We start from the raw sequence: 17,306 nt of genomic DNA on the forward strand, positions 1-17,306 counted from the left end.
AAACCACTGGTTCTCAGGAACTTCCTTTTGTCACTTGTTACTACCATGCGAACTATGGAAAAGAACACGGCAACGACAAGCTTATTTTTTCCAAAATGACCTTACGCTTTGGTTTCTTCAGGTGATACGATCAGCACGTCGCACCGGGCTTCACGGATAACGAAGCTGGCGACACTCCCCATCATGAAGCGTTCCACGGCGTTCAGCCCGGATTGCCCCACCATGATCAAATCGATGTCGTATTGATCCGGTAATTGGGTGGCAAGGGCGTCTTTGATGGAGCCGTAAGCGACGATGCCTTCTACTAGATCAAAATCCACTGATTTTGCGTAGGCTTTGCAGTCGTCGATCAGATTTTTCGCCGTATCTTTTTCTTGTTCTAAGATGGAACTATCCAAAGGTGCATAGCCCATCATGGTCGGCACTTGCTGATCGATGATCGTTGCGGCATAGACCTTCCCTTGATTTCGACGAGCGACTTCCACTGCTTTTTTGAAGGCTGACATCGCTTGATCTGAACCATCGATCCCTACTAAAATGTTTTGATATCTTTGTGCTTCCATCTTTTTCCCCTCCTATGCTGATTGTACGCTGGTTAAAAAGGCTTCGATCTCTTCTTTGGTTTTACGATCCTTGTTGACTAACCGTCCCAGCTCCTTGCCGTCTTCGATAACGACGAGGCTAGGAATACCAAAAATGTTCCATTCAACCGCTACATCCATGTATTCATCACGGTCGACTTCGATAAACTGAAGCGCTGGAAAATCCGCTTCGATCTCAGGCAATTGCGGTTTGATGTATCGACAATCGCCACACCAATCGGCGGTGAAAAAGAAGACATTTTTGCCTTTCTCCACATATGTTGCTAACTCTGCTAAATCTTTTGGAATAATCAAATACTCACCACTTTCTTTTCTTTAAGTATACACCTTTCTTTCAGGGACTACCAACTGACATGCTGATCTTGCAAACCCCTGCAGAAAAAAAGAGACAACGGATTGCTGTCTCTTTGCTTTCGTTCGTTCTCGCTTATTGTCCTGCTAAGATCGTATCAACGGTTGAACGATCCAATCCTTTCAAGACTTGAATCACCATTTCCCGTGCCGCTTCATAATCGGCGATACTGAATAGGGTTTGGTGGGTATGGATGTACCGTCCGGGAACACCGATAACTGAACTTGGGATCCCTTCATTTGCCATGTGTGCCGCACCAGCGTCGGTACCACCTTTTGAAACAAAGTATTGATAAGGAATGTTGTTGCTTTCTGCTGTATCCAACAAGAATTCTTTCATCCGTGGCAACATGATCATGCCTGGATCATAGATTCGCATCAAAGTCCCGGCTCCTAGATGACCAAAGGTACCATTTTTGGTAACTGTGTCATCTGCTGGCGAGCAATCGACCGCAAAGAACAAGTCTGGTTTGAATTTCGTCACAGACGGACGAGAACCTCGTAAGCCGACTTCTTCTTGAACATTGGCACCAGCAATCAACGTATGGCCTAATGTTTCCTCTTTCAAGGCTTCAAGTGCTTCTAATACGACAGCACAGCCGTAACGGTTGTCCCAAGCTTTCGAGATGATGTTTTTCCCATTGGCTGTTTTGATGGTTTCCACTTGTGGGACGATCGTATCGCCAGGACGTACGCCAAAGCTTTCTGCTTCTTCTTTTGATTCAAAACCAGCATCAAACAAAATATCTGTCACTTCGACATTTTTTTGACCGCTGCTTCCTCGCAACAAATGTGGCGGTACTGAAGAAGAAACGCATGGGTAATCGCCCTTCGCTGTTTTCAATGTAAACCGTTGAGCAGATACCACATAAGGGTTCCATCCGCCTAAAGGAGTGACTTTGAATAAGCCGCGATCGGTGATCGTCGTCAATAAGAAACCAACTTCGTCCATGTGAGCAGCTAACATCACTCGTGGTGCATCTGCTTCTTGGTGGTGACGCAAACCGAAGATGCCGCCTAAGCCATCTTGTTGGATTTCATCTACCAATGGAGTCATCGCTTCACGCATATACGCTCGCACGTCGTGTTCAAACCCGCTGGTTCCTTGTAACTCCGTTAGTTCTTTGATACGTTGAAATGTTTTTTCTTCCATGATCATTCGAGAAACACATATCAGTTGTTTGCTGCCCCAAAGAAACAAAGCTGCTTTTTTTGAAAAAGCAACGCTTGCTGTTGCTGTGTTTTCCAGCAATTTTCGGGTGAAACAACGGATGTGCTCTCTTCCTCCTTATTCCTACTGATATTCTTTATTATAGCGCAAATTTCTATTGTTGGTTATTTTTCTTATAGAATATTTCTAAACTATGGTAAACTATTGTTAAGAGAACCTGTGCTTTCACCGAGATCAAAACATTCGGGAAAACTTACTTTAGGAGGGACATTAGATGGAGAATGAGCATCCATTGCATTATTTTAAAAATGGACTGACCATCGGTTTAGGTCTTGGCTTTGCAGGAGGGATTTTTTCAACGATCTGGTTGAAGAAAAGGCAAGCCATGAATGCCGATGATGTCTTAGACAATATAAAAGCGGCGTTTATCAAAGAAGGACCGATCGAAGGTTCTTGGATCAATTTCGAAAAACAACCTTTGCGCAAATTTGCGATCACTTCCCAAGGATATACTGGCGGCATCACCCGCACCGAAGACGGACAGCTTGTCACCTATGAATTTTTGGCAGATGCTCATACCGGCACCGTCTTAGATATCCAACGAGCAATCGTGGAATAATTACTGCACTTACGACCAACTTCTTAAGAGGCTGGTCTTTTTTCTTTTTAAGCAGTTATCTTACTGAAGTAAGGTCGCAAGGTCCAATACCACGACTTCATCGATGCTGCCGCCTTTTTGCCGATACGCCCATGCCCCACTTTCAAACAAGCAGTACAGCTGCCCTTTTTCTACCACGATCTGTTCAAGGTAATGGGGAAACTTGATGCGCCGCAACGCATGTTTGCGGGTCAGCACCGTTGCATCCTTTGAAAAGACCCATAACTCAGCCGACCCTGGTCCAAAGGAACGTGCCAGCAACAAATATTCAGTGGTAAAGGCGATACTTTGGACTTTCGTGGTGGTGATCCTTCTCTTATGCGGCTTGATGCGAAGAGACGCTTTGCGACCGCTGTCTGAAAGAACAGGCAGCGGATAATTCGCCACCACGCCACCGTTTTTCAAGGCAAAGGTCCCTGAGACAAGTTCACCGCTATCGGCTGCCAAATAGGAGCTGTGAGTGATGCCTGCCAATTCGATGACTTGCTGATAAGCGATCGGCTGACTGGTTGCCAAGGAATCATCTTCCAGCAGTGTCTGCAGTGAAACACACGCCACTCGTCCCATTCCTTTCCCAGTGATGGTTAGCCACAGCACTTGCGTTGCTCGATCAAAGACTAATCCGCCGACATGGGGGCGTTTTGGCAGAACCACCGTTTTCAGATGCCGTCCGCTCGTTCTTTCTATTATATAAAGCTGTGAGTGATGTTCCTGCTGCGAACAGTACGCAGAGAGGAACAAATAGTCCTCCGAAACGGCCAACCCTTGTGGGGTCATTGCCTGACACTGATCCGCATGCTTGTACAGCCTCGTTTCTGCTTTCGCCGTTGCCGTCGTTGCAACTGCGGCAGTAGCTTTTTTTAAACCAGGAACCAAAAGGACTGCTTCCCTTTTTGCCCCGGCTGCCAACCACGCTTTCCGCACACTGGGATAACGCTTCAGCTGAGCTGCCAGTGCTTGATTGTGGCCCGCATGTCGATGCTTTTTCAGCCAGTACACCACAAAAAGGCCAACCACAAACACGCCCAAAAGCAGCAAGATCTCTGTTTGTCTCATTGATTGGCCTCCTTGATGAATTCCCTCTTGTCGGCTGATTCATCAGCCGCTTATTGTTTGTCTAGCTGCAATAATGCTTAGACTACTTGTACTTCGACATCAATGTTGCCACGAGTTGCCCGAGAATACGGACAAAAATCATGGGCTTCTTCTGCGATTTTCTCTGCCTCGGCTTTTTCAACGCCTGGTAACGACACTTCTAAAATCACGCCGATTTGGTAACTGCCGTCCTCATGCTGATACAAAGACACTCTTGCTTTAACTTCGGATTCGGATTCGATGTTATGCTCTTTCAGCATATGCTGTACGGCACCGTTGAAACAAGAAGCATAGCCAGCGGCAAATAATTGTTCTGGGTTTGTGCCCTCACTGTGAAGACCCGGTTTGTCGATTTTCAGGTGAAAACTGCCATTTGGTGCTTCGACCTCTCCGACACGTCCGCCTCGATTGATCATCGCTGTTTCATATTGCTTTTTCATTGAACCTCTTCCTTTCTTTTTTTGACCTACTTCAAGTGTAACGACAATTTCCCGATATGACAAAAGGATTGCTTATGCTTCCTTAAAAACAAAAAAGGCAAACCCACAAAATCTGGATTTGCCTGTCTATTCGAGGTAATTACTACCCGAAATAAATGAATGGAAACAATTGCTGAATGGACTAGCCGTTTGAACGTCCTAAGAAGAATGAAACAACAGCAACTACAATAACCGCACCAATAATTGATGGGACGATTGCCATTCCAGCAAGTGATGGACCCCAAGAACCTAAGATCGCTTGTCCAATAGCTGAACCTACTAAACCTGCAACGATGTTGGCGATCCAACCCATTGATCCACCTTTATTTGTGATAGCTCCGGCGATCAAACCGATAATAGCTCCTACGATTAATACCCATAACCAATGCATATTTTTCTCCTTCTTTCTTTTAAGTAGTTATTACACATATTATGTTACGCTTAATCCCCGTTTTAGACAAAAGATTTGCACTCAATTTGCAAAAAAAAATTTCAAACCTTGTTATATTAACGTTTATCAGTACTTCCTAATTATCGTTGTAAGAGCTTTAATTCGTTTTTTTTAGTATTGGTGCATTTTTTGAAATCGTTTTATTTTGTATTTTGCATCTTATCCGCTAAACTGAGGGAGAACCACTCTTATTTTGTCAGATAATTGGCACTTTTTACTCCTCAGTGCGTTTTAGGACAGCTATCCTTTCAGCACTTCATCTATTTTTCATTAGAGGACGTTTCGATCGTTGCCGATTGGAAATGTCTTCGCAGATTCCCATGTTTGCTTCCAGAGCTCCCAGCGAAAGCGGTACTTATTTGAAAATGACGGGAAAATACTCAGAAAAAAACGGTGTGACTGTAGAAGTACCTGATTTGCCTTACGCGGATTTATTGAGGATTCTAGTCAGTGCCGACTGCAGCTATGCGCTTACAAAATACGATGCCATTTTTTTCTTCATCTATCATCGCCATCACCATGCTGCCGATTGCCCGACCAATCATTATGACACTGGGGATCTTCTCCTTCCAGTGGCGGTGGAAGGATTATATCTAGCCCTTGATCATCTTGAATGATCCGAAAAAATACACCTTGCAAGTGGCGAACCGCAGCTTGGTGGGCACTGAAAACATCAATTGGACGATTTTGATTGCTGCCTTGGTAATTTACATCTTGCCTTTGCTGATGGTCTTTCTCGCCTTTCAGCGCTGGATTCTCGACAGCAATTTGGACAGCGGGTTAAAATAAAAAAATGCCAACTGCTTCGTCACACCATTCTCCTTTTATGGATGAACGGTGCCACAGAGCAGCGGCGCTTTTTATTTTGAAAAGTCTTTCCGTGACAAGTAAATGGCGGTTAATATCCCAACTAAAATAGCCAAACCAAAGACAATGATCGTACCGATGGCATTGTCTTTTCCTGGCAGTCCCCCGGTGTTGATCCCCCATAGCCCCGCGATCAAGGACGGCACAGCCACCACCAATGCCGCAGAATCTAAGTATTTCATCAGATGGTTTAGATTGTTGTCCATCATATCGGAGAACAAGCCACCAATGGTTTCTAACAAGTCGCGATAGATAGTGACCATTTTCATGGCAAACTTCTGTCGTAGCTTAATGTCATAAACGAGTGCTTCATTATCCAAACGATCCAAAAATTCTTTGCGATCCATCAAACGATCGACAGTATGGTTCTGATCCCGTAAGGTGTGATCCAGATAGACCATGTCTCGTTCGGTATCGGCTAAATTAAACAATTCGTTGTTTTCCGTCGTTTTACGGGCTGCTTCATCTAGTGCATCGATCTGTTTCTTCATTTCCTGCAGACCTTTGATGTAATGGGTGTAGATCATCAGCGTCGAGTAGGCAACAATATCTTCATACCGTTGAATATCTTGCTCATGCTTTTCAATCAGGCGTTTAATCAGTGTAGATTGATGAGAGACATACGTGATTAAAAGATCTTTGGTATAAATAAACGTCACCGGTTCTAAACGATCTTCGATGCGGTCTTGTGTCACTTCTGACAAATCGATCAAGGTATAAAGAATCGGATGATTTAACTTAGTGTTACGTAAGTATTCCAAACGTGAGACTTCTTCCGGTTCATTGGCGCCAATAAAAATATCTTCGGGCAGTTGATACTTATCTAACAAGTGGCGTTGTTCCTCTGGATCTGTCCCAGAAACCACCAGCCAATTGTAATCTTCCTCCGAGGATTCCCTTATTTTTCGGTCGTCCATTTTGTAATACTGAAACATGGTGACTCGCTCCTTTTCTAATTCTCTCTTAATTTAACTATCTAACGCTTCTCGCTTTTTGTCAAAGTAAATGGCTTTTCTTTTTGGAGCTTTTTTCATTTTGAACTAAGTGCATTTTATTAGACGAACCTTTCGATTCATGAGAAACTTTTTATGGGCCCAATAAAAAATTTTAGGAGGAATAGTATGTTTCGTCATCAAAAAGAACTACAGTTTGAAGCTAAACCAGAAAAACCAAATCCGTTAGTTGCGAAATACCTTCAAGAATTAATCGGTGGACAATATGGAGAGATGAGTGTTGCCATGCAATACTTATTCCAAGGATGGAGCTGCCGTGGGGAAGAAAAATACAAAGACATGTTAATGGATATCGCTACTGAAGAGCTTGGACACGTTGAAATGTTGGCAACGATGGTTGCACGTCTGCTGGAAGGTGCACCTGTGGAAGATCAGGAAGCTGCCATGAAAAAAGACCCAACGATCGGTGCGATCATTTCCGGAATGAATCCGCAACATGCCATCGTTGCCGGCTTAGGACCACGTCCTGCTGATAGCGTCGGCAATCCATGGTCAGGTGCGTATATCATTGCTAGTGGCAACTTGCTTGCTGATTTCCGTGCCAACTTAAATGCAGAATCACAAGGTCGTCTGCAAGTAGCACGCATCTATGAAATGATCGATGACCGTGGGGTCAAAGACTTACTTTCGGTCTTATTAGCGCGTGATAGCTACCACCAAAATCTTTGGGCAGCTGCCGTGAAAGAATTGGAAGAAAACGAAGGCTCGATTTTAGTGCCGACTACCTTTGACCGCAAAAACGAACGCTTAGATATCGCTTATGATTTCTATAACTTCTCAGAAGGCGACCAAAGTAAAGAAGGCTCTTGGGCGAAAGGCAAAGCCCTTGATGGTGAAGGCGAATACCAATGGCTAGACGAACCAAAGATCGAAGGAAAAGCGCCAAAACTCGATCAAGTCACACCAAAAATGTATGGCACACCGCCTGAAAAATAATTTAATCAAAAAGAGCAATTGTTTCTGAAACAGAAACCGTTGCTCTTTTTTCTTTGTCTGAGCAAGTTGGTTACGTTCCTGGCAAAAAAGCGTTAGAGTAGAATGTAAAGAAAAGGAGGAATCATTTTATGAAAGCACCTTTACTGACATTAAACGACGGCAATTTACGCCCCGCCGTGGGCATCGGTACCTATCAGATCCGCGGTGGCGAAGGGTTGAGCCAGCTGCAAGCAGCGATCGCTGACGGGTATCGATTAATCGATTCTTCAACCAATTATGACAATGAAGGCATTGTCGGCAAAGCGATCCGTCGCTCTGGTATCCCACGTTCAGAATTTTATATCACCTCAAAATTACCGGGAAAATACCATGGCTATGATGATGCCTTAACCAGCATTCAAGAATCCCTTGCTCGCATGGGACTCGACTACTTCGATGCCTTTTTGATCCACTGGCCATTACCAAAACGCGGCAAATATGTCGAAGCTTGGCAAGCCTTAGTGACCGCCCAGAAATTAGGTTTGATCCGTTCCATCGGCGTTTCCAATTTCGAGCCAGAACATTTGGATGCCATCATTGAAGCAACTGGTGTGACCCCTGCGCTAAATCAAATTGAGATCCATCCTTACTGGGTCCAAGAACGAATGGTTACAGAGAACAAAAAACGCGGCATCGTAACTGAAGCTTGGAGCCCATTAGGCCGCGGCAGCGATGCCCTGAAAGAACCACTGATCACTGAATTAGCTGAGAAATACCAAAAATCAGCTGGTCAAATCATCTTGCGCTGGCATGTGGAACGTGGCATTTTGCCCCTACCTAAATCAAGAAACCTCGCCCATCAACGAGAAAATCTTGCGATCTTCGACTTTGAACTGACTGAAGATGAAATCAATCAAATCAATCAGTTAAACAAAGCAGACGGCCGCATCGATGGTCAAGACCCAAATGAGTATGAAGAATTTGAATAAACACAACCAGCAGATTCTCCGCTATAAATGGAGAATCTGCTGGTTTTAGTTTATCTCAACTCAAAATGAAATGTTTTTATTTCGAAGGGTGACAAGGTAAATGAGACTTCATCTTTCCACTGCTCATTATTTAAAGGTATCTCCATTAAATCTGTTTCTTGCCAAAAACTGCTTGGCAACTGCAATGTAACCTTTCTAGTTCCTCCCGTGTGATCATGTAAGCGTAAAATCCACCCTTTGCCGGTTTCTGCTTGCTTGATGGCGTCGATGGTAACTGAGGTTTCACAGTCTATTTGCAACGGAAGCAACCAAGAATGTTCTCCGTTAATAACCGTTAATGGCGAGTTGAGGGACCATGCTTCTTCCATTGTTCCCCCATCGATGGCATCGTGCTCGTGGGCATAAAAACTGTAAGTAAATTTGTGATCGCCATCGTCAGCCAGTGGATCAGGATAGATAGCGCCTTTAAGCAAGGTCAAGCTTAATTGATTTTCCTTAACAGCATAACCATATTTACAGTCATTCAATAAACTTACCCCACAATATTTTTCTGAAAGATCTGCCCATTGGTGGCCTACTGTTTCAAACTGAGCCAATTGCCAACTGGTATTAGCATGGGTAGCTCGTTTTACATTTCCGTACTGAATATCAAATACTGCTTCAGTTGATCGAATTGCTGCATCAAAGTTTACCTTCAACAGTTGTTGGCGTTCATGCCATGACACGTTTGTTAAAAAATCGATTCGTTGTGTATGAGCATAGACCCGCATTTCCTGATGTATCTGCGAATTACCAAACGTATACTCAAATACTACGGAAGCGTAAAGCGCATTATTTGAGCGTAATCGTATTTGATCGGCTTGAAGCACTGTTGCTTTTTCTTGATAAAAACTATCGATATCCCATGCATCGTAATTTAAAGGTTTGTCTTCAAATAGCTGAAAAACATTCCCTTTTCCTTCCAACATTTCTCTACCTAGTTTCTTATCAAAAATGCTGATCAAATTTCCCGATGTTTCCCATAAAATTCGCAAACGATCGGTCTCAAGCGCTCCCTCTGTGAACTCAGCGAGCGGTTTGATGTCTTTATTTTCTGCTATCGGTTGAAACTCTATCATCACCTGACTCATTGGCGGAACATTTGTCACAAGAACAGACTGTTTTTCTCCATCAAAATAAGCCGGAAGTTCTTTTCCTTGTGAATCAATAAAGCGACCTTCTTGTAAAAGTGGAAGTTCAATCAGTTCATTCCTTGACCAGCTAGCTGTATTGTTGACTGTATACTTTTGATTAGCAGGTCCATCTAATTGTTCAAATAACTGTTGAATGGTCTGAGTCACGACGGCAAACTCTGCTCTATGGTCTTGATAAACTTCTTTGATCGAAGAACCAGGAATAATATCGTGGAATTGATTACGAAGAACCGTCTCCCATGTTTCAAAAAGCGGATCCTTAGGATACTCGTCTTCTTTGCTGGCTGCTAAACATGTATAGAGAATCTCAAGTTCCCGTAGAGCAATTTCAGCTTTTCGATTCATTTTTTTGACAAACGCTTGCGAGGTATAGGTTCCTCGATGATATTCCAAGTACAATTCGCCATCCCAACGAGAGACCAGCGACTTATTTCGTTCTACTGTCTGATGCAGTCGTTCAAAAAAGGCTTTCGCTATTCCTGTTTTGACTTGCGGCAATCCTGGAATCTGGTCAAGGCGTCGTCGATTTTCCAGCATCTCTCTAGTGACACCGCCTCCGCCGTCCCCATGACCGTAAGACAGCAGAAATTCTTGATTCAAACGCTTGTCTTGATATCCGTCGTAAATTCCTTGAACGGTCCCCGGAGAGAGCGTTCCATTGTAGGTATAAAACCATTCTTCTGCCCATTCATCCGTTTTACCATCAACTGGCGTGGTGATAAAATGCGTCAAAATATCTGTCCCATCGATTCCCCGCCAATAAAAGGTATCATGGGGCATCCGGTTGTATTGGTTCCAGCTGATTTTGGTCGTCATAAACGTCTCAATGCCAGATTTTCTTAAAATTTGGGGCAACGCCCAAGAATAACCGAATACATCTGGAAGCCACAAGAAATGCATCTCTTTGTCAAATTCTTCCTTCACAAATTTTTTCCCATGGAGTATCTGACGGACCAATGATTCGCCTGACGGTATATTGCAATCGGCTTCCAGCCACATGGCTCCGTCCACTTCCCAACGGCCTTCTTTGATTCTCTTTTTGATTTTCTCATAAAGAGCTGGATAGCTTTCTTTGACATATTTGTATAGCTGAGGTTGGGTTTGCAAGAAAATATATTCTGGGTATTGTTCCATCAAACGTAAAACCGTTGAAAAACTGCGGACAGCTTTTTCCCCTGTATGCTTCAGCCGCCACAGCCAAGCAACATCGATATGTGTATGACCGATAGTTGTCACAGTGATCTCCGAAAGTTTAGGTATTTTTTGCAGTTCTTGGTTTAAATAATGATCCGCTTCCTCAACGCTGTAGTAAAAAGAGATAGATCCGGGTACCTGCCACTGAATCAAACGAAAGGCATCATCTAAAAGATTCAACAGCTTGTATCGTATCGGTTCATTTTCCGGTAACCCATCGATAGTTTTCGCCATCATGTCAGCGAGAAAGAAACAGTCATCAGCAGCTAAGTGTCGCTTTGCCAAACAAGCTTGCCGAAACTCATGCCGTTGAATGACTTCAGCCCCACCGCCTTCCAAGCCAGACCATAGTTTTAAATCAAGTCGGATGGTTGTCCCCCGGTAATGATCCGCCAGAAAAATCTCTGTATGATTCGAATCGACACCCTGATAAGGTTCACCATCGATCAATAGCAAGGACTCAAAGCCTGAATTATAGCCACCACCTGTACGACCAAAATCGATCAGTAACCATAAGTCTTCCTCCTCTGGAACTGTCAATTCATGATGAGCCCAAATATAACGGTCTCTCCCTTGCCAGAAATCGCTAACTGAAAGTGTAAAGTCCCACTCTTCTGGTGGGTGTTTTTCCGTTTTTGACTTATCTTCTTTTGCCGACCACATTGTAAGGTCTTGTACTTTTTGAAAACGATACGCTTTTAGTTCAGCGATTCGTTTCGTTAATTTTTTTGTCGTATGAAATGGATCTTTCATCCTTTCGTCGCTCCTCCCATGCTAAATCCTTTAGACATATACGTTTGTGACAAAGCATATAAAATGACGACTGGTAAGGTATATAGCACCGAAAAAGCGGCTAAACGGCCATAATTGACCATACCAAAGTTGCCGAAAAACTGAAAGATCGAGACTGATGCCGGCATTTTTTCGGGTGACTGAATCAAAATATAAGGAACAAAGAAGTTGCCCCAGCTTCCAGTAAAAGTAAAAATACCAACCGTACAAATACCTGGAACCATCAGCGGTGCTACGACTTTTCGCACCCCTTGCCATGTTGAAGCCCCATCGACCCAAGCGGACTCTTCTAAGTCGATTGGTACCGAATCCATAAAGTTCTTCATCATCCAAATCCCATAAGGCAGTGAGGACGCCGTCAAGAAGAACGTCACCGCCAGTAACGAATCTTGAAACTTCAAAAAGATAAACAGTTGATAGACCGGCACGATGACAGCAGTCATCGGTAATGAGGTCATGAACAGCACCGCCATCAAAAAACTTTTTTTATATCTTAGCTGATACCTCGACAAGGGATATGCTGCCAAAACACATATGACAACAACTAAAATCGATTGACAGCCGGACAAAAGCAAGCCGATTCCGAATGACCGAATGATAGTTTGATCAGAAAGGATCGAAGCAAAATTTTCAAATGATACTGCTTCAGGTAATTTCAAAGTTTGAATAGCGCCCGGATCAATAGAGGCGATCAGCATCCACAACAATGGGAGCAAAAACAATAAGGCTAATACTGCCAAAAGCAGATAATGAATCATGGTCTCCAATTTTTCACTGCGTTTTACCATTTTTTTCACCTACACTTTCACTTTCAGCATTTTCATATAAATCAAGCTTGCGGCAGCACCAATCAGTAGCAAGACCAGCGAAATCGCTGTTCCGTATCCTAGCTGATAGCTCACAAAAGCTTGTTTGTACATGAAGACCGGCAGGGTTGCAGTCTGATTGCCGGGACCACCACCAGTCATAGTATAAATCAACGTAAAGACACCCAATGTCTGCAAAGTGACGAGCATCAAATTCGTTGCAATGGTACCTTTGACCATCGGTATCGTAATTTTTCGAATCACTTGCCAGCGGCTGGCGCCATCCATAACTGCAGCTTCCTCTACTTCCTTAGGGATCTCATCTAAAGCGGATTGAAACACCATCATTGAAAAAGCGGTTCCTCGCCAAATATTGGCAACCACAACGCTTATCATAGGAAACGCAAACAGCCAAGCAACCGGCTCAAATCCCATCAGTCCCATCAACCAATTAGCTGTTCCGCTATCTCCTAAAAAAGCGACCCAGCAAAAGGAAACAACGACTTCCGGCGTAACCCATGCAGCAATGATGATCAGACCAACGACTCGCCGAAAGGCTCGATTTTTCTCCCGCATCATAAATGCAATCAAAAAACCTAAGAAACATTGACCGATCACTGCAGAAAAAATGACAAAAATCAAGGTTCGTACGACACTAGTTTGAAAAGCCGGATCATTGAACATGCGCACAAAATTTTCAAAGCCGATGAACCGCAATTGACTTGCTTCAGCACCAGTCAGAGCCAAGTTCGTGAAGGAAAAGATAAAAGTTAAGATAACTGGACCAACAAAAAATATCAGCAGCAAGAGCCAACTGGGAAATAAAAAGATCAACGCTTTTTTACTATTGGACATTTGCTGCTCTCGTTTTAGCGAATTTTCCATTCTTTTCTCCTTTCTTTTTTAAAGAGAAGAAACGTTAGCCTCCATTCGGATTGTTTGCTGCAATTCCTTCTCTTTATTAATGATTTAGTTAACGGCATCGTCTCCAACGATCCTTGTTACATTGGCGGCATAATCACTAGCTGCTTCTTCTGGTGTCTTGCTGCCAGTGGCAACTGCTTCAACCATTGTTTGAATCTCTACTGAAACATTAGGATATTTGTCATCTGCAGGACGGAAATGAGCGTATTGTAAGAAAGAGGTTGCTTGTTCAATAAAAGGCTGCTCCTTATATTCAGCTATTTCTGCTGAATCGTCTCGGACGGTTAAATTCCCTTCAGCGATTGCGCGTGCAGCTTGCTGTTCTTTTCCACCGAGTGCTTGAACCACTCGCCAAGACGCTTCTTTGTTTTGTGCTTTTTCAGGAATGGCCCATGTCCAGCCTCCTGACATGGTCGTAAATGGCGGTTCACCACCATTTTGTGTAGGCATGGCTGCAAAACCAAAGCGTTCTGTCATATTCTCAACAGGAGTTGCCCCATTTTCGGCCCAGTTACCGGCACTCCAAAATCCATCTAAAAGCATGCCGACTTCATCATTAGGAAATTTATCTTGGAACATCACAGATCCATAATTACTGTTAATAGCGATGGATAAAGAAGGACCTAATTGTTTCTGGTTATACACTTCATCAATAAAAGCCAGAGAGTCAATAATCCCTTGTGTATTCACTTGCCATTTACGCGTTTCACTATCAAATAATGTATCTTGAGTACCATATAAGAGCATCTGGAAAGTCTGCATGGAAACCGACTCACCATTGGCTTTAGCCACACCTAATCCTAAGGGGATCACATTCTCATCGGAAGCTTTGATTGCTTCAGCTGCCTCAATAATCTCCCCCCAAGTTGTTGGCTGCCAGTCTTCAGGCAGACCGGCTTTCTTAAAGACATTTTTGTTGTACCAAATCCCGCGAGAATCAGAAGTTCCTGGAATGGCATACGTACTACCATCTTCAGCAATGACACCAGCTTTTAAGTTTTCTGTATATTTATCCCATTGATCCCAGTCAGCAACATATTCATCAAGATTGGTTAAGTAACCGGCATTTGCATCAGAATTCAACATAAAGGAATCTTCTGCCACTACATCGGGTGCTGTGCTCTCCGATTGCATAGAAAGAGCAACTTTTGAAAAATAGTCTCCCTCACTTGCGGTAATCGGAGAAAGTACGATTTTAATGTCCTCATTTTCTTTCTCAAATTGTGGAATAAATGTTTCTTCCAAATATTGGGTCATTTTATCGTTTTCCCCGGTATTGCGCCAAGTAACCTTTATCTCGGTTTTCCCCTCTGCCCCGTCCCCATTTGACGAGCCGTCGCTGTTCCCACAAGCAGCTAAAACCATTGGTAGTGTCAGTAGAGACAGTAATGATACAGCTTTTCTTTTCATCGACATAATCGTTCCTCCTAAATTTTTTCATTTTCTATCGCTTAAAGTAAGCGCTTTAAATATAGCCTGTTTAGCCATTGTTGAATATCATTATTATTCGTTGAAATATACACTTTTTACTCTTAATATCAAGTTTTGTAGACAACTACAAATAATGATGATTTGACTCAAGCTAATTTATCTCTATAATCAATGTAAACGTTACCAAAAAAAAGAAAGGAGCACTTATGAAATCAAAAACATATCGAAAAATATTCTTAACCTTTTTAACGGTAATCATTGCATATACTATTTTTATTATGGTGATTGTCATCAATAATGAAGTTAATCAGCGGAAAACTGAACAAACTACCCAAAGTATTATGACGCTAGAAAACAGTGCTTTTCGCATTGATCAGCAACTTCGATTTGCCCTCAATTCAATGAAATCTTTAGCAACAAAAGAAAGTATTATACTGTTTTCCCAAAGTACTGAATCTGATTATGCGCTGTTTTCAGCGATGTATGATGAAATTCGTGAAAACTATTTATTAATGAATCAGTTTGAATACTCTATCGGAATCTTGAATCCAGAAAATCATATCATCGTAAGTTCTGACGGCTATTTTGTTTACAATGATTTCTTTTCCTTCTTGAATATAGAAACAAAATCCGGGCTTCTTTCCGAAATGCTGGCAGATGCCAGCTTCAGTTCCTCCATCTTCGAAACCTTTGATCAACGGCTGATCATGCTTCATAAAGAGCAAGTAGGGAATCAGACCCTCTACTTCTTTGCCTACTGGAAAAAAAATGAACTACTGTCTCCAATGAATCAAGGACTACAAGTTATCGATCAACAATATCCTTCTAGTAAGACTAGTTCACCGATACTTACTGATTTTACACAAAATACCATTCAGCAAGAGATCCAATCAGATACTATCGTTTTTATAAAAAATTCAGAGGTGCTCCCTTTTGCCAATTATGAATTGACAACCGCGATTCAAAGCAGTTTTCCACTCTCTACAATTTCGTCCTTTCTCCTTCCATTAATGGTTTTGATCGTACTGGGTGCTTTGATCGTCATTTTCTTGAGTAAGCGGATGTACAAACCTTATCTAGAAATATTAGATGAAATCAAAAAGAGTAATGTTGATATTTTAACAGTTGATGATATCAACTTAGCTTTGCACCAGATAATCGAGTCGTCTAGTTCGATCAACCAGCTCCAATCCCCTGTCTCAGAAGAAGTAAAGGAACTATTCTTGAAGAATCTGCTTTACGGAAAATATACGTACAATATGAGCAAGAGTTTACTGCCCACTTTCCATCTTGAAGGCATAGAAAAACGTGGGAGTTTTGCTTTTCTGACCTTCTCAGGCGAGATGGCGGAAGAAGCCACTTTTAATGAAACAGAGATCATTCATGTGCGAAAACAGTTGATCAAGAAAAATCTTCATATCAAGTGTTATGATATCATCAGTTTTTCCGAAAAACACCTTGCCATTCTTTTTTATGATCAGGAATTTTCACAAATCATGAAAGAGATCGATCAATTGAAACTAACAATCGAAGACAGTTTGAACTTAAGAATGACTTACTTGCTATCAAAACCTTTTCATTCTCTTGAACATTTTATCGAAGTCTTTCATGAAACCTGTCAGTGGTCAGATGAATGCAATGGCGAAGATCAGTTCCATCAAATACCGGTTCCAACATCCAATGCTCTTCATAAAATCAATTATACCGTTGATGAGGAACAGTTATTGATCCAATATTTCAAAGTAGATGATTTTGTCCATGCCAGAGAATTATTGCAACAAATCGTGGAGATCAATATTTCCAGCAACCATTCCCTAGGCTTCCTTCAGGAATTTTCAACCGCTCTGATCTTAACAATAAAACGAATTGCTGTGATCAAAGAGATTTCCTATCCTGAATTCTACAATCAAAATAAGAAACAATTTCTTTATTTAAGAAAAGGGTTTTCAGATCCCGATGTGAAAAAAACGATTTTTTCCCTTTTTGACACGCTGATCACTCAGATCGAAACCATGGAAAAAAATAATGGATCCAAAATAGATGAAATCATTCAATATATTAATAGCAACTATTGCAGCGACCTCAGTTTAACAGATATTGCCCAGCAGTTTCATCTAAGTGAAGCCTATTTAAGCCGGTTGATTAAAGAACGACTGTCCATGTCCTTCAAACCATACGTCAATCAACTACGTGTCGAAAAAGCCAAACGTCTGATGAGCGAACAAGAAAGTTCAATCAATGAAATTGCTAGTAAAGTCGGCTTTAAAAATACCAATTCCTTTATTCGGGTATTCAAACAATTTGAAGGGTCGACACCTGGTACTTATCGTACCAATAAAATTCATTAAGCTCTAAAATTCTAATACAAAAAAAAA

The 17,306-nt window shown here is 42.2% G+C and carries 17 protein-coding genes; 6 read left to right on the forward strand and 11 right to left on the reverse strand.

What is annotated here, in order from left to right; translation table 11 throughout:
• Positions 1-101: 101 nt before the first annotated feature.
• From IGI86_RS11730 to pepA, 3 genes are all read right to left on the reverse strand, one after another.
• Positions 102-563 carry a universal stress protein gene (locus IGI86_RS11730; RefSeq protein ID WP_005225429.1) on the reverse strand — a complete coding sequence of 154 codons (462 nt, stop codon included), beginning with the start codon at positions 561-563 and terminating at the stop codon, positions 102-104.
• 12 nt (positions 564-575) lie between these two features.
• On the reverse strand, positions 576-896 hold the full coding sequence (locus IGI86_RS11735; RefSeq protein WP_008379116.1) for a thioredoxin family protein: 321 nt from the start codon (positions 894-896) through the stop codon (positions 576-578).
• A gap of 133 nt (positions 897-1,029) precedes the next feature.
• Positions 1,030-2,106 carry a glutamyl aminopeptidase gene (gene pepA, locus IGI86_RS11740; protein WP_034878843.1) on the reverse strand — a complete coding sequence of 359 codons (1,077 nt, stop codon included), beginning with the start codon at positions 2,104-2,106 and terminating at the stop codon, positions 1,030-1,032.
• Between the two features lie 292 nt (positions 2,107-2,398).
• Here pepA and IGI86_RS11745 point away from each other — a divergent pair, with 292 nt between their 5' ends.
• The gene (locus tag IGI86_RS11745) at positions 2,399-2,743 is read left to right on the forward strand and encodes a peptidase (protein WP_005234590.1); all 345 of its coding nucleotides are present in this window, start codon (positions 2,399-2,401) and stop codon (positions 2,741-2,743) included.
• Positions 2,744-2,803: 60 nt separating this feature from the next.
• Here the strand turns inward: IGI86_RS11745 and IGI86_RS11750 are convergent, their stop codons facing one another.
• The 3 genes from IGI86_RS11750 to IGI86_RS11760 all read right to left on the reverse strand — a co-directional run bounded on the left by IGI86_RS11750 (position 2,804) and on the right by IGI86_RS11760 (position 4,747).
• On the reverse strand, positions 2,804-3,838 hold the full coding sequence (locus IGI86_RS11750; protein WP_430617312.1) for a hypothetical protein: 1,035 nt from the start codon (positions 3,836-3,838) through the stop codon (positions 2,804-2,806).
• A gap of 77 nt (positions 3,839-3,915) precedes the next feature.
• Positions 3,916-4,317, reverse strand: coding sequence for an Ohr family peroxiredoxin (locus IGI86_RS11755; RefSeq protein ID WP_005225423.1), 402 nt, complete (start codon positions 4,315-4,317; stop codon positions 3,916-3,918).
• Between the two features lie 181 nt (positions 4,318-4,498).
• Positions 4,499-4,747: a GlsB/YeaQ/YmgE family stress response membrane protein gene (locus IGI86_RS11760; protein WP_005225422.1), complete on the reverse strand. Its 249-nt coding sequence runs from the start codon at positions 4,745-4,747 to the stop codon at positions 4,499-4,501.
• 425 nt (positions 4,748-5,172) lie between these two features.
• Between IGI86_RS11760 and IGI86_RS11765 the strand changes: the two genes are divergently transcribed.
• Both IGI86_RS11765 and IGI86_RS11770 read left to right on the forward strand, forming a co-directional pair.
• Entirely contained in the window at positions 5,173-5,424 is a 252-nt protein-coding gene (locus IGI86_RS11765) for a hypothetical protein (RefSeq protein WP_430617951.1), read from the forward strand.
• Positions 5,408-5,596: a hypothetical protein gene (locus tag IGI86_RS11770; protein ID WP_430617313.1), complete on the forward strand. Its 189-nt coding sequence runs from the start codon at positions 5,408-5,410 to the stop codon at positions 5,594-5,596. The genes IGI86_RS11765 and IGI86_RS11770 overlap by 17 nt, the downstream gene beginning before the upstream one ends.
• A gap of 71 nt (positions 5,597-5,667) precedes the next feature.
• On the opposite strand, the gene IGI86_RS11775 is transcribed toward IGI86_RS11770, so the two are convergent.
• Positions 5,668-6,609: a magnesium transporter CorA family protein gene (locus IGI86_RS11775; protein WP_016621424.1), complete on the reverse strand. Its 942-nt coding sequence runs from the start codon at positions 6,607-6,609 to the stop codon at positions 5,668-5,670.
• Positions 6,610-6,795: 186 nt separating this feature from the next.
• On the opposite strand from IGI86_RS11775, the gene IGI86_RS11780 reads away from it, so the two are divergent.
• Positions 6,796-7,623 (forward strand): manganese catalase family protein, encoded by an 828-nt coding sequence (locus tag IGI86_RS11780; RefSeq protein ID WP_034872349.1) that lies wholly within the window; start codon positions 6,796-6,798, stop codon positions 7,621-7,623.
• A gap of 128 nt (positions 7,624-7,751) precedes the next feature.
• Entirely contained in the window at positions 7,752-8,591 is an 840-nt protein-coding gene (locus tag IGI86_RS11785) for an aldo/keto reductase (RefSeq protein ID WP_016621425.1), read from the forward strand.
• Between the two features lie 50 nt (positions 8,592-8,641).
• Here the strand turns inward: IGI86_RS11785 and IGI86_RS11790 are convergent, their stop codons facing one another.
• The 4 genes from IGI86_RS11790 to IGI86_RS11805 form a co-directional block, all read right to left on the reverse strand.
• Positions 8,642-11,731 carry an alpha-mannosidase gene (locus tag IGI86_RS11790; protein WP_218193350.1) on the reverse strand — a complete coding sequence of 1,030 codons (3,090 nt, stop codon included), beginning with the start codon at positions 11,729-11,731 and terminating at the stop codon, positions 8,642-8,644.
• The gene (locus IGI86_RS11795) at positions 11,728-12,558 is read right to left on the reverse strand and encodes a carbohydrate ABC transporter permease (RefSeq protein WP_218193351.1); all 831 of its coding nucleotides are present in this window, start codon (positions 12,556-12,558) and stop codon (positions 11,728-11,730) included. The genes IGI86_RS11790 and IGI86_RS11795 overlap by 4 nt, the downstream gene beginning before the upstream one ends.
• A gap of 9 nt (positions 12,559-12,567) precedes the next feature.
• On the reverse strand, positions 12,568-13,461 hold the full coding sequence (locus tag IGI86_RS11800) for a carbohydrate ABC transporter permease (RefSeq protein WP_008379138.1): 894 nt from the start codon (positions 13,459-13,461) through the stop codon (positions 12,568-12,570).
• Positions 13,462-13,545: 84 nt separating this feature from the next.
• The gene (locus IGI86_RS11805; protein ID WP_074534942.1) at positions 13,546-14,916 is read right to left on the reverse strand and encodes an extracellular solute-binding protein; all 1,371 of its coding nucleotides are present in this window, start codon (positions 14,914-14,916) and stop codon (positions 13,546-13,548) included.
• A 221-nt stretch (positions 14,917-15,137) separates the two neighbouring features.
• Here IGI86_RS11805 and IGI86_RS11810 point away from each other — a divergent pair, with 221 nt between their 5' ends.
• On the forward strand, positions 15,138-17,279 hold the full coding sequence (locus IGI86_RS11810) for a helix-turn-helix transcriptional regulator (protein WP_074534941.1): 2,142 nt from the start codon (positions 15,138-15,140) through the stop codon (positions 17,277-17,279).
• The last annotated feature ends 27 nt before the right edge of the window (positions 17,280-17,306 follow it).

The sequence above is a fragment of the Enterococcus sp. AZ188 genome, from assembly GCF_050544075.1.
GTDB classification, from domain to species: domain Bacteria; phylum Bacillota; class Bacilli; order Lactobacillales; family Enterococcaceae; genus Enterococcus_D; species Enterococcus_D entomosocium.